The organism is Pseudomonas sp. B3(2017) (assembly GCF_002113595.1).
GTDB classification, from domain to species: Bacteria; Pseudomonadota; Gammaproteobacteria; order Pseudomonadales; family Pseudomonadaceae; genus Aquipseudomonas; species Aquipseudomonas ekonensis.
Map to the genome: position 1 here is coordinate 185,505 of NZ_NEIU01000003.1, position 12,384 is coordinate 197,888.

The window sequence follows — 12,384 nt, forward strand, 5'->3', positions numbered from 1 at the left end:
CAACTCAAACAGGTAGCACTGTGACGAAAGACGAACTGCGCGCGGAACTTGAGCGCCAGGAACAACGTTACAAGGAAGTTTACGGCGGGGAAGTCACCACCTACGCCGCCCAGCCCGAACCGGAACGCAAACCCTGGCGCAAACGCGCCACCGTTCAGGATCAGGTCTTCCAGCAAGAACTGCAGAAAATGGAAAAGGAACTCAAAGCCGAAGAGCCATGAGCCTCTGGCATTGACTTGTCCAAGGGTTTGCGTCGACACCGGTTACAAGCGCGGTGCCACGACGATGCCTTGCGCGCCCGCTACCCGCGGGCAGCGGCCTAACCGTTCCGTCCTACAGCGGAAACGACGGGCCTGACCCGTTTCAGAGATATTTCACACAAGCGTTCGAGGCCTCCGCGCCTTGGCCCTGACGCTTGCCGATGAGCCATTTATTCAATCAAATCAAGCACTTGCAAAACCCTGCAAAACGCTCGGACTTTGCCGCCTGATACAAATTAATTCGTTGAAGAATGTTACCGATGAGCAGGTAGGGGATCGATTTCCGGTCTTTTCTGGCATAATCGCGCCCCCTTATGACCGGGCCAGAAAACCTTCATGATCGATTTATTCAGCGGACTGGATGCCTGGGTGCTTGTGAGCCTCTTGCTCGCCCTGACATTTGTCCTCGCCTTCGAGTTCATCAATGGATTTCATGACACCGCCAACGCGGTAGCCACTGTGATCTACACCAAAGCGATGCCGCCGCACCTGGCGGTGTTCTTCTCGGGGGTGTTCAACTTCCTCGGCGTGCTGCTGGGCGGGGTCGGCGTGGCGTATGCCATCGTCCACCTGCTGCCGGTGGAACTGCTGATCAACGTCAACACCGGCCACGGCCTGGCCATGGTGTTCTCGCTGCTCGCCGCCGCCATCGCCTGGAACCTGGGCACCTGGTACTTCGGTATCCCGGCCTCCAGCTCCCACACCCTGATCGGTTCGATCCTCGGCGTCGGCCTGGCCAATGCCCTGATCAACGACATTCCGCTCGCGGACGGGGTGAACTGGCAGAAGGCGATCGACATCGCCGCCTCGCTGGTGTTCTCGCCGATGGCCGGTTTCCTGGTCGCGGCCCTGGTGCTGATCGGCCTGAAATGGTGGCGCCCGCTGTCGAAGATGCACAAGACGCCGGAGCAGCGCCGCAAGATCGACGACAAGAAGCACCCGCCGTTCTGGAACCGCCTGGTGCTGGTGATCTCGGCCATGGCCGTAAGCTTCGTGCACGGCTCCAACGACGGCCAGAAAGGCATCGGCCTGATCATGCTGGTGCTGATCGGCATCGTCCCGGCGCAGTTCGTGCTCGACCTGAACAGCACCACCTACCAGATCGAGCGCACCCGCGACGCCACCCTGCACCTGAGCCAGTTCTACAAGCGCAACGCCGATTCCCTGGGCGAGTTCCTGGCCCTGGGCAAGAGCGTTGAAGGCGACCTGCCGGAGAAGTTCCGCTGCAACCCGCAGCAGACCGAACCGACCATCGCCGCCCTGCTCGACACCCTCAAGGGCGTGGCGGACTACCATTCGCTGTCGTCGGAAAGCCGCATCGAAGTGCGCCGCTACCTGCTCTGCCTGGACGACACCGCGAAGAAGGTCGCCAAGCTGCCAGGCCTGCCGGCCCGTGAAAAGGCCGACCTGGACAAACTGCGCAAGGACCTGACCACCACCACCGAATACGCCCCGTTCTGGGTGATCCTGGCGGTCGCCCTGGCCCTGGGCCTGGGCACCATGATCGGCTGGAAGCGTGTGGTGCTGACCATCGGCGAGAAGATCGGCAAGCAAGGCATGACCTACGCCCAAGGCATGTCCGCCCAGATCACCGCCGCGTGCATGATCGGCATGGCCAACATCTTCAGCCTGCCGGTGTCCACCACCCACGTGCTGTCCTCGGGCGTGGCCGGCACCATGGTCGCCAACAAGAGCGGCCTGCAGAGCGGCACCGTGCGCACCATCCTGCTGGCCTGGGTACTGACCCTGCCGGCCACCGTGGCACTGTCGGCCGGACTGTTCTGGCTGGCGTCCAAGGCGCTGGGCAGTTGATCGTCACAGGTGTTGAAGAAGGCGTGATCCGAGAGGGTCACGCCTTTTTTGTTGCCTGAGGGGGCGGTCAGGTGGAGGGGGTTGGCTGGCAGGGCGTCATCGCCAGCAGGCTGGCTCCCACAGTTGGATCGGGTGGGGTCAGGTAGAGATTGGTCGGCTGTCAGGCCGCCATCGCTGGCAAGCCAGCTCCCACAGGGAATTGTGTCGGCCAGTCAGAAACAGGTCGGCTGTCAGGCCGTCATCGCCAGCAGGCTGGCTCCCACAGTTGGATTGGGGGCAGTCAGGGAGAGATTGGTCGGCTATCAGGCCGCCATCGCTGGCAAGCCAGCTTCCACAGTTGGATCGGGTGCAATCAGGTAGAGGTTGGTCGGCTGTCAGGCCGCCATCGCGCACGTATCAAAAGGCCGAGTGTCAGCTCGCCTAGCTTTTGATCTTGATCTGCCGGCCCCTTCGGAAGGCTGAGCGGAGGGGTTCATCCGGGGGTGGGCGCGCAGCGCCGTTTGGCGCAGCCAAACACATCGGAAGGAGGTGCAGCGAAGCAAACCGTAGCCGATGCCCCCGGATGAATCCCGGAGCGAAGGAACCCCGAGCCTCAGCGAGGGGCCGAACGCCGGGGCCAGCGTTTTTGGTTACTTTTTTGGCGTCTGAAAAAAGTGACCCGCCGTAAGGGCGGAACCCTAAGCCGCCGTTACCGCAGAAACGGATATGTACTCAACCAAACCGTAGCCTGGTCGGCCCAAAAGCCGCCAAGACCAACCCCCAAAAACCGCAGGCAAAAAAAAAGGGCAACCGAAGTTGCCCAAAATGCCTTGCGTGCTCATCAATCCAAAAGGACCTACGGTTTTTTGCGTTTATTCGCATCCTTCCAGATAAAAATTCCAAACCCTGCAAAAAACACAACCATGAGGCCAACGGTCAGGACGCCGGCAAACACCACGTTATCGAAAAACATGACACTGGCCTCCTGGCCCCTGCTCTGTTGCGATGGAGCTAAGTTAACCAATCGGACGGGGGGAGAAATTGACCGGGATCAATGCCGGTCGATGCGCGGGGGGAAGGAAGGGGAATAAATGACCTGCATCAACGGATGCAGGGGAGATCAGCGCTTTTTCGGTTTGTTTTTCGGCTTTTTCTTGGCTTTGCCCAACGGCATCGCCTGTTCGAAAGCCTGGCGCACTTCGTTCAGGCGCTTGTCGTTGAGGTCGTGAACCCGCTTGGCGCGTTCGGCGTTGAGGTCGATCAGCTTGTCGTCTTGGCTCATGGCGTTCGGTGCATGGGTGGAAGGATCGCAACTGCCGCGTCAACGACAGGACTGCGCCCATGATGCGGCCTGGCGTCGGCGCTGACCAGAGCCCGCAGCGCATGAACCTCGACAATTGATGTACCGCCCGGGTCAGATCTCGATGTCGACCCACAGCCCCTGGCGCGGCTGGTCTTCCATCAGCGGCACCACCGGCACGGTGTTGTCGGCGTTGAGTTCGGTGCCGGGCACGGCCAAGTGCTCCTCAGGATCCTCGTCGGCCTCGCGCCGGCGGCGGTCGCGCTCCTGCTGGCGGCGCTGCTCCTCGCGCAGCAGCAGGCCGTCCTCTTCCGGATCGCGCTTTTGCAGGTCGATGGTGCTTTCGTTGGAGCTTTCCTGCACCGGCACCACCGGAGGGATGTCCGGCCGCTGGCGGATCGGATCCTGCTGGGAAGTGATCGGCACGGCGCTCAGGGGGAGCATCGGTGGCAGCATATGAAGGGTCTCCTGTCAGCAGGCTATCGGCGGCACCCGGCACGCCTTGAGCCACCGGTCGAAAACTTGTGACCGGATCGGCATCGAACAGTGCCGCCGGCGTCCGCGAATCCGATGCATGACCTACGCTTCCCTCAGTTTGCCGCTGGCAGCTAAAAGCCGGGCACGGCTCCTAATCCTTTGGCCTCGGAGCCTCATTCCGTTAAGATAGCCCGCTTTTTCAAGGTGGGAGTCAGGCAGCATGGCGCAGCAGTATCAACCGGGGCAACGCTGGATCAGTGACAGCGAAGCAGAGCTTGGTTTAGGCACCGTTCTGGCACAGGACGGCCGCTTGTTGACCGTGCTTTACCCGGCCACTGGCGACACCCGCCAGTACGCGCTAAGGAATGCGCCCCTGACCCGCGTACGCTTTTCGCCGGGCGACACCATCACCCACTTCGAAGGCTGGAAGATGACCGTGCGCGAAGTCGAGGACGCCAACGGCCTGCTCGTCTACCACGGCCTCAACGGGCAGAACGAAGCGGTCACCCTGCCGGAGACCCAGCTGTCGAACTTCATCCAGTTCCGCCTGGCCAGCGACCGCCTGTTCGCCGGGCAGATCGACCCGCTGTCGTGGTTCTCCCTGCGCTACAACACCCTGGAACACACCAGCCGCCAGTTGCAGTCCACCCTTTGGGGCCTGGGCGGTTCCCGGGCGCAACCGATCGCCCACCAGCTGCACATCGCCCGTGAAGTCGCCGACCGCATCGCGCCGCGGGTACTGCTGGCGGACGAAGTGGGCCTGGGCAAGACCATCGAAGCCGGCCTGGTGATCCACCGTCAGTTGCTGTCGGGCCGCGCCAACCGCGTGCTGATCCTGGTGCCGGAGAACCTCCAGCACCAATGGCTGGTGGAGATGCGCCGCCGCTTCAACCTGCAGGTCGCGCTGTTCGATGAAGAGCGCTTCATCGAGAGCGATGCCGCCAACCCGTTCGAAGACACCCAACTGGCGCTGGTTGCGCTGGAATGGCTGGTCGACGACGAAAAGGCCCAGGACGCCCTGTTCGCCGCCGGCTGGGACCTGATGGTGGTCGACGAAGCGCACCACCTGGTCTGGCACGAAGAGAAGGCCAGCCCGGAGTACGCGCTGGTCGAGCAATTGGCCGAAGTGATTCCCGGCGTGCTGCTGCTCACCGCCACCCCGGAGCAACTGGGCCAGGACAGCCACTTCGCCCGCCTGCGCCTGCTGGACCCGAACCGTTTCCACGACCTGGCCGCCTTCCGCGCCGAGAGCGACAACTATCGCCCGGTGGCCGAAGCCGTGCAGGAACTGCTCGACAAGGGCCGCCTCTCGCCCGCCGCGCACAAGACCATCCATGACTTCCTCGGCGCCGAGGGCGAAGCGCTGCTCGCCGCCGTCAACGACGGCGACAGCGAAGCCAGCGCCCGCCTGGTGCGCGAGCTGCTCGACCGCCACGGCACCGGCCGCGTGCTGTTTCGCAACACCCGCGCCGCCGTGCAGGGGTTCCCGGAGCGCAAGCTGCATCCGTACCCGCTGCCGTGCCCGGACCAATACCTCGAACTGCCGTTGGGCGAACACGCCGAGCTGTACCCGGAAGTCAGCTTCCAGGCCCAGCCGGACGCCGGCGAAGAGGAACGCTGGTGGAAATTCGACCCGCGCGTCGAGTGGCTGATCGACCAGCTGAAGATGCTCAAACGCACCAAGGTGCTGGTGATCTGCGCCCACGCCGAAACCGCGATGGACCTGGAAGACGCCCTGCGCGTGCGTTCCGGCATCCCGGCCACGGTGTTCCATGAAGGCATGAGCATCCTGGAGCGTGACCGCGCCGCCGCCTACTTCGCCGACGAAGAGTTCGGCGCCCAAGTGCTGATCTGCTCCGAGATCGGCAGCGAAGGCCGCAACTTCCAGTTCTCCCACCACCTGGTGCTGTTCGACCTGCCGTCGCACCCGGACCTGCTGGAACAGCGCATCGGGCGTCTGGACCGGATCGGCCAGAAGCACGTCATCGAGCTGCACGTGCCGTACCTGGAGACCAGCCCGCAGGAGCGCCTGTTCCAGTGGTATCACGAGGCGCTGAACGCGTTCCTCAACACCTGCCCGACCGGCAACGCCCTGCAGCATCAGTTCGGCCCGCGCCTGCTGCCGCTGCTGGAAGAGGCCGACGACGGCCAGTGGCAAGCCCTGATCGACGAGGCGCGCACCGAGCGCCAGCGCCTGGAAGCCGAACTGCACACCGGTCGCGACCGTCTGCTGGAGCTCAACTCCGGCGGCGCTGGCGAAGGCGAGGCGCTGGTCGAGGCGATCCTGGAGCAGGACGACCAGTTCACCCTGCCGATCTACATGGAAACCCTGTTCGACGCCTTCGGCATCGACAGCGAAGACCATTCGGAAAACGCCCTGATCCTCAAGCCGAGCGAGAAGATGCTCGACGCCAGCTTCCCGCTGGGCGACGACGAAGGCGTGACCATCACCTACGACCGCAACCAGGCGCTGTCGCGCGAAGACATGCAGTTCATCACCTGGGAACACCCGATGGTGCAGGGCGGCATGGATCTGGTGCTGTCCGGCTCGATGGGCAACACCGCCGTGGCGCTGATCAAGAACAAGGCGCTCAAGCCCGGCACCGTGCTGCTGGAACTGCTCTACGTCAGCGAAGTCGTCGCCCCGCGCGCCCTGCAACTGGGCCGTTACCTGCCGCCGGCCGCCCTGCGCTGCCTGCTGGACACCAACGGCAACGACCTGGCGGCGCGGGTGTCGTTCAACACCCTCAACGACCAGCTGGAAAGCGTGCCCCGCGCCAGCGCCAACAAGTTCATCCAGGCCCAGCGCGACCAGCTGACGCCACGGATCAACGCCGGTGAAGACAAGATCGCCCCGCGCCACGCCGAGCGCGTGGCCGAGGCCCGCCGTCGCCTGGCGGCGGACACCGACGAAGAACTGGCGCGCCTGACCGCGTTGCAGGCGGTCAACCCGAGCGTGCGCGACAGCGAACTGGTCGCCCTGCGCAAGCAGCGCGAGGAAGGCCTGGCGATGCTGGACAAGGCCGCCCTGCGCCTGGAAGCGATCCGGGTGCTGGTGGCGGGCTGATCCACCCTGCCCTCCGGCAAAAAACGAAAAGGCCCGCAGCGATGCGGGCCTTTTTGTTTGCCTGTCGGATTTTCAGGCGCTGCGGACGGCCGCATCGCCAGCAGGCTGGCTCCCACAGCCTGAACGGCGTTCCAATGGGAGAGCCCGCCTGCCGGCGAAAGCGATCACGCCGTCGCCGCCTCACCCTGCGGCACCACCGCCGCCAGCCCCGTCTTCATCCGCTGGGCGTCGCGCACAAAGCACCGCGCCGCCAGGAACAGGAACACCATCGTCAGGAACAACGCCACCGGGATCAGGTACATCGCGTCATGCAGGCCGACGGCCTTGAACGCTTCGCTCATTTCCCCCGCGCCCGCCGCCAGCATCGCCGACTGCGCAAAATGATCCGACAAGGCTCCCACCACCACCGGCCCAAGGCCCCCGCCCAACAGGTACAGTCCGGCGAAGAACAGCGCCATCGCCGTGGCCCGCAGGCGTGGTTCGATCACGTCCTGGATCGCTGTGTAGACGCAGGTGTAGAAGTTGTAGGCAAACAGCCAGCCGACACTGAACACCGCCACGAACACGCCGATCTCGATGCGCCCGGCATGCAGCGCCCAGGCCGTGCACAGGGTGGAAACGATCAGGCTGAACCCGGCGAACAGCAACCGACCGTTGGCCACCCGCTGGTGGATCTTGTCGGCGACCCAGCCGCCGAGGGTCAGGCCGATGAGCCCGGTGACGCCGACGATCAGCCCGGTGGCGACCGCCGCCTCCTGCAGCGGCATCAGGAAATAGCGCTGCAGCATCGGCACCAGAAACGAGTTGCAGGCGTAGGTGGCGAAGTTGAAGCACAGCCCGGCCATCACCAGCCACAGGAAGGTCGGCACCGCCAGCACCCGGCGGATCGGCCTGTCGACGGGCGCCTGCGACACCTGCACGGTCTCCGCCGCGCCGCGCTTGGGTTCCTTGATGAAGAACATGAACACCGCCAGAACCAGCCCCGGCACCGCCGCGATGAAGAACGGCGCGCGCCAGCTGTCGAAGGCCTTGACCATCGCGCCGATGGTGAAGAACGCCAGCAGCAGCCCCAGCGGCAGGCCCAGCATGAAAATGCCCATGGCCCGCGCCCGGCGGTGGGCAGGGAACAGATCGCCGATCAGCGAGTTGGCGGCCGGCGCATAGCTGGCCTCGCCGATGCCGATGCCCATGCGCACCAGCAGGAAACTCCAGAAGCTACCGACCATGCCGTTGACCGCCGTCAACGCGCTCCAGGCCGCCAGGCCCCAGCCCATCAGTTTGCTGCGCGAGCCGGTGTCGGCCATGCGCCCCAGCGGCAGGCCGGCGATGGCGTAAACGATGGTGAAGGCGGTGCCGACGATCCCCAGCTGAAAATCGCTGAGGTGCCATTCCATGCGGATCGGTTCGATGATGATCGCCGGAATGGTGCGGTCGAAGAAGTTGAACAGGTTGGCCAGGAACAGCAGGAACAGAATGCGCCAGGCATTCGCCGCTTGGGTCGAGTGCTGCATGGGTCCGCCTCTTTTATTGTTATGTGGGCTGCACGGCCGACGCGTTCGAGCCCGGAACCTGCAATCTAGTCAGCCGTTCGGCGGATGTCTGTGATCATTCGCCGGCCTGATACCGGGCCATGGCGATGTTACGAAACGTAAGCCCTTGAATTGCCTGGAATCCCCCGGAAACCGGGGCTTTTGCGGCAAAATCCGGCAACGAAAAAATACTTTTGCGCCCCCCTTCCCAAGTCTGCGGCGAAGCCTAGAATAGCCGCCGGATCCGTCCGGATCCTTCCCATCCCTCCTTTGATGCCTGACCATGTCCGAAGCCAGTCCGTGTCTGAATTGCGGTGCCTGCTGTTCCCATTTCCGCGTGTCCTTTTTCTGGGGCGAGTGCGCCTCGGCCGGCGGAACGGTGCCTGACGAGCTGGTGACGCAGATCAGCCCCAGCCGGGTGGCGATGAACGGCACGGACTGCAAGTCGCCCCGCTGCACCGCGCTGGTCGGCGAGGTGGGCAGCACGGTGCACTGTTCGATCTACGAGCAGCGCTCCAGCCCTTGCCGGGAGTTCGAGTCGTCCTGGGAAAACGGCGAACAGAACACCGACTGCGACAAGGCCCGCGCCCGCTTCGGCCTGCCGCCGCTGGAGCCGCACTGGGCGCAGACGCCTTACGAACAGAGCGCCTGAGCCTCAGTCCCGCTCGCTATCGCTCCGTTGGCTATTGTTCCGTTGGCTATTGTTCCGTTGGCTATAGTTCCGTTCGCTATGACGCTAATGCCGAAATCATTAGCGCCAATGTGCCACTACCGCATTCGCCCCACATTCGGCCTCTATACTCCAGTCGTTCGTCTGCGTTCATGACGCGGCCGGAACGCACTCGGGACGCACTCAGAGACGGGGCATGCTATGGAGTGGCTTGGTTTACAGTTCGTTGCCGAGTTGCCGCAGAGCGGGCAGGTCATCCTCAATTGCACACATGACGCCTTGCTGGTGCTGGTGGCCTACCTCGTCGCCTGCGCGGCGAGCTTCGCCACCCTCGACATGGCCGAACGCGTCGGGCACGCCGAAGATCCGGCCTCGCAGCGCTTCTGGCGCTGGATCGGCGCCCTGTGCCTGGCCGGCGGCATCTGGGCCATGCACTTCATCGGCATGCTGGCGTTCCAGGCGCCGATCGACATCCAGTACGACCTGCCCGTCACGCTGTTTTCCCTGCTGATCGCGCTCTTCGCCTCGTGGCTGGCGATGCACACCCTGAGCGAGGCGCAACCGAGCCTGCTGCAATACCTCAAGACCGCCGTCGTCATCGGCCTGGGCATCGCCGGCATGCATTACGTCGGCATGGCGGCCATGCGCTCCGCCGCCACGGCCTGGTACGACCCCACCCTGTTCACGGTGTCGATCCTGATCGCCATCGGCGCCAGCTTCGCCGCATTGTGGGTGGCCGGCCGCCTGCGCGACGGCGCCGGCCTGTACCTGCAACTGCTCAAGTACGCGGCGGCGCTGATCCTCGGCGCCGGCATCCTGAGCATGCACTTCACCGGCATGGCCGCCCTGCAACTGGTGCTGCCGGAGAACAGCCTGCCGGCGTTGCCGCCGCAGTCCGGGCACATGCAACTGGGTCTCACGGTGGCGCTGATCACCCTGCTGATCCTCGGCAGCGCCATCAGCGCGGCGCTGGCCGACAAGAAACTGCAGCACAAGGAAAACGACCTGCGCCGGGTCAACACCCTGCTCACCCAGCTGGACCAGGCGCGCATGTCATTGCAGCAGGTGGCCAACTACGACGCGTTGACCAACCTGATCAACCGCCGCGGCTTCAATCAGATCTTCGCCGAAAAGCTCAGCCAGAAGACCAAGGAAGGCGGAATGCTGGCGGTGATGTTCCTCGACATCGACCATTTCAAGCGCATCAACGACAGCCTCGGCCACGACGCCGGCGACGAGCTGCTCAAGGTCATCGCCCGGCACATAAAAGGATCGGTGCGCAGCCATGAGGACGTGGTCGCCCGGTTCGGCGGCGACGAATTCTGCATCCTCATCGGCCTGCGCGACCGTGAGGAGGCGCGCAACCTGGCCCAGCGCATCATGCACAAGATGAAGGAGCCGATCGAACTGGCCGGGCGGCGGATGGTGATGACCACCAGCATCGGCATCAGCCTGTTCCCGGAGGACGGCACCACCTGCGAAGAGCTGCTCAAGCACGCGGACCTGGCGCTGTACCAATCCAAGGGCGCCGGGCGCAACGGCCTGCACTTCTTCAACGCCAACCTGAAGAACCGCGCCACCCTGGAACTGCAGCTGGAAGAGGAACTGCGCCTGGCCCTGCGCGAGGAGAACGGCCTGACCCTGCATTACCAGCCGATCCTCGAGCTGCGCAGCGGCCGGGTCACCAAGCTTGAGGCGCTGGTGCGCTGGCAACATCCGGTGCACGGCCTACTGACCCCGGACCGGTTCATCGCCATCGCCGAGACCAACGGTCTGATCGCCGAGCTGGACAACTGGGTGCTGCGCAAGGCCTGCGAAGACCTGGGCGAGTTGTCCCGCCACGGCTGCGACGAACTGAAGATCGCCTGGAACTGCTCGCCGCTGAACCTGGCGCGGGAAGAGCTGGCCGACGAGATCGAAACCGCCCTGCGCACCGCCGGGGTCTCACCCGAACGGCTGGAGCTGGAGGTCACCGAAAATGCCTTGATGGGCAACATCGCCAACACCCTGGTGCTGCTGCGCCAGATCCGCGCCCTCGGCGTGTCGCTGTCGATCGACGACTTCGGCACGGGCTACTCGTCGCTGGCCTACCTCAAGCGCCTGCCGCTGAACACCCTGAAGGTCGACCGCTCGTTCATCCTCGACATCCCCAAGGCCACCGCCGACATGGAGATCGTCCAGGCGATCATCGTCATGGCCCACACCCTTCACTTGCAGGTGGTCACCGAAGGCGTGGAAAGCCTGGAGCAATACGAATTCCTGGAGCGCTCGGGCTGCGATTTCATCCAGGGCTACCTGCTCAGCCGCCCGGTGCCGCTGAGCGAACTGCGGCCGGTGCTGGAGGAAATCGACCAGCGCAAGCACGCCCACACGGTCAATCCGCTGAGTCGGGCCCACGGTACATCTGCACCAGTGTCGCTGGATCCTGCTGCAAAAAGCCCTGGCTCCCATGCAGGCGCATCAGTTGTGCGGCCAATCCGCTGAGCGGCGTGGCCGAACCGGTCTCCCGGGAAAACTTCACTGCCGTGTCCAGATCTTTGAGCAGCGTGCGCACGTGCCACTTCACCGGCTCGAAGCGGCTGGCGGCCATCTGCGGGGCGAGGATCTGCAACGGCTTGGAATCGGCGAACCCGCCGGCCAGGGCTTCGGCGATCAGGCCCGCATCCACCCCGGCACTTTCGGCCAGCGCCACCACTTCGGCGATCACCAGGGCATTGCAGGCCACGATCATCTGGTTGCAGGCCTTGGTCACCTGGCCTGCGCCGACGCCGCCCATATGGGTCACGCGCTGGCCCAGGCTCATCAGCGCCGGGCGCACCCGCTCAAGGTCCGCCGCCTCGCCGCCGACCATGATCGCCAGGCTGCCGGCCTCGGCGCCGGCCACCCCGCCGGACACCGGCGAATCGAGCCAGCCCATGCCGGTGCGGCCACGGAGCTCGGCGGCCATCTCGCGGGTGGCGGTGGGCTCCAGGCTGGAGAAGTCCACCAGCAACTGACCGCCCTTCGCGCCTTCGGCGATGCCCGCCGGGCCGAACACCACCTCGCGCACCACCGCCGTGTCGGCCAGGCACAGCATCACCACATCGGCCTGAGCGCACAGTTCGGCGGGGGTCGCCACCTGCCGGGCGCCGGCTTCCACCAGCGGCGCGCATTTGGCCGGGTTGCGGTTCCACACCGTCAGCGGATAGCCCGCGGCCAGCAGCCGCCGGCACATCGGCAGGCCCATCAGGCCGATCCCGGCGAACCCCAACGAAGGTAGCGTTGACATCATTTAGCCTCCTTTTTATTAA

The 12,384-nt window shown here is 64.6% G+C and carries 10 protein-coding genes; 5 read left to right on the plus strand and 5 right to left on the minus strand.

Going from position 1 to position 12,384, the window contains the following annotated elements; translation table 11 throughout:
- Positions 1-20: 20 nt before the first annotated feature.
- Both CAG33_RS05685 and CAG33_RS05690 read left to right on the plus strand, forming a co-directional pair.
- The gene (locus tag CAG33_RS05685; RefSeq protein ID WP_007986337.1) at positions 21-221 is read left to right on the plus strand and encodes a hypothetical protein; all 201 of its coding nucleotides are present in this window, start codon (positions 21-23) and stop codon (positions 219-221) included.
- 375 nt (positions 222-596) lie between these two features.
- Complete coding sequence (locus CAG33_RS05690; RefSeq protein ID WP_085632174.1) at positions 597-2,072, plus strand: inorganic phosphate transporter; 1,476 nt, start codon at positions 597-599, stop codon at positions 2,070-2,072.
- Between the two features lie 835 nt (positions 2,073-2,907).
- On the opposite strand, the gene ccoM is transcribed toward CAG33_RS05690, so the two are convergent.
- The 3 genes from ccoM to CAG33_RS05695 form a co-directional block, all read right to left on the minus strand.
- A complete protein-coding gene (gene ccoM, locus CAG33_RS28895; protein ID WP_302471303.1) occupies positions 2,908-3,024 on the minus strand; it encodes a cytochrome c oxidase subunit CcoM in 117 nt (38 codons plus the stop codon).
- 147 nt (positions 3,025-3,171) lie between these two features.
- A complete protein-coding gene (locus CAG33_RS28475; protein WP_008016476.1) occupies positions 3,172-3,333 on the minus strand; it encodes a hypothetical protein in 162 nt (53 codons plus the stop codon).
- A gap of 132 nt (positions 3,334-3,465) precedes the next feature.
- Positions 3,466-3,807, minus strand: coding sequence for an aspartate-semialdehyde dehydrogenase (locus CAG33_RS05695; RefSeq protein WP_085581675.1), 342 nt, complete (start codon positions 3,805-3,807; stop codon positions 3,466-3,468).
- A 241-nt stretch (positions 3,808-4,048) separates the two neighbouring features.
- On the opposite strand from CAG33_RS05695, the gene rapA reads away from it, so the two are divergent.
- Positions 4,049-6,895: an RNA polymerase-associated protein RapA gene (gene rapA / locus CAG33_RS05700; protein WP_085632172.1), complete on the plus strand. Its 2,847-nt coding sequence runs from the start codon at positions 4,049-4,051 to the stop codon at positions 6,893-6,895.
- A 164-nt stretch (positions 6,896-7,059) separates the two neighbouring features.
- Here rapA and CAG33_RS05705 read toward each other — a convergent pair whose 3' ends face one another.
- On the minus strand, positions 7,060-8,406 hold the full coding sequence (locus tag CAG33_RS05705) for an MFS transporter (RefSeq protein WP_085637307.1): 1,347 nt from the start codon (positions 8,404-8,406) through the stop codon (positions 7,060-7,062).
- 301 nt (positions 8,407-8,707) lie between these two features.
- Between CAG33_RS05705 and CAG33_RS05710 the strand changes: the two genes are divergently transcribed.
- Together CAG33_RS05710 and CAG33_RS05715 are read left to right on the plus strand one after the other, a co-directional pair.
- Complete coding sequence (locus CAG33_RS05710; RefSeq protein ID WP_085581668.1) at positions 8,708-9,076, plus strand: YkgJ family cysteine cluster protein; 369 nt, start codon at positions 8,708-8,710, stop codon at positions 9,074-9,076.
- Positions 9,077-9,295: 219 nt separating this feature from the next.
- Complete coding sequence (locus CAG33_RS05715; protein WP_085581666.1) at positions 9,296-11,578, plus strand: bifunctional diguanylate cyclase/phosphodiesterase; 2,283 nt, start codon at positions 9,296-9,298, stop codon at positions 11,576-11,578.
- On the opposite strand, the gene CAG33_RS05720 is transcribed toward CAG33_RS05715, so the two are convergent.
- On the minus strand, positions 11,469-12,365 hold the full coding sequence (locus CAG33_RS05720; protein ID WP_170929958.1) for an NAD(P)-dependent oxidoreductase: 897 nt from the start codon (positions 12,363-12,365) through the stop codon (positions 11,469-11,471). The genes CAG33_RS05715 and CAG33_RS05720 overlap by 110 nt on opposite strands.
- Positions 12,366-12,384: the final 19 nt, after the last annotated feature.

What these genes read in the sequence shown, in the direction of transcription:
- CAG33_RS05715 (WP_085581666.1), top strand. Translation starts at nt 9,296, where the DNA reads ATGGAGTGGCTTGGTTTACAGTTCGTTGCCGAGTTGCCGCAGAGCGGG.
- CAG33_RS05720 (WP_170929958.1), bottom strand. Translation starts at nt 12,365, where the DNA reads ATGATGTCAACGCTACCTTCGTTGGGGTTCGCCGGGATCGGCCTGATG.
- rapA (WP_085632172.1), top strand. Translation starts at nt 4,049, where the DNA reads ATGGCGCAGCAGTATCAACCGGGGCAACGCTGGATCAGTGACAGCGAA.
- CAG33_RS05710 (WP_085581668.1), top strand. Translation starts at nt 8,708, where the DNA reads ATGTCCGAAGCCAGTCCGTGTCTGAATTGCGGTGCCTGCTGTTCCCAT.
- CAG33_RS05690 (WP_085632174.1), top strand. Translation starts at nt 597, where the DNA reads ATGATCGATTTATTCAGCGGACTGGATGCCTGGGTGCTTGTGAGCCTC.
- CAG33_RS05695 (WP_085581675.1), bottom strand. Translation starts at nt 3,807, where the DNA reads ATGCTGCCACCGATGCTCCCCCTGAGCGCCGTGCCGATCACTTCCCAG.
- ccoM (WP_302471303.1), bottom strand. Translation starts at nt 3,024, where the DNA reads ATGTTTTTCGATAACGTGGTGTTTGCCGGCGTCCTGACCGTTGGCCTC.
- CAG33_RS05705 (WP_085637307.1), bottom strand. Translation starts at nt 8,406, where the DNA reads ATGCAGCACTCGACCCAAGCGGCGAATGCCTGGCGCATTCTGTTCCTG.
- CAG33_RS28475 (WP_008016476.1), bottom strand. Translation starts at nt 3,333, where the DNA reads ATGAGCCAAGACGACAAGCTGATCGACCTCAACGCCGAACGCGCCAAG.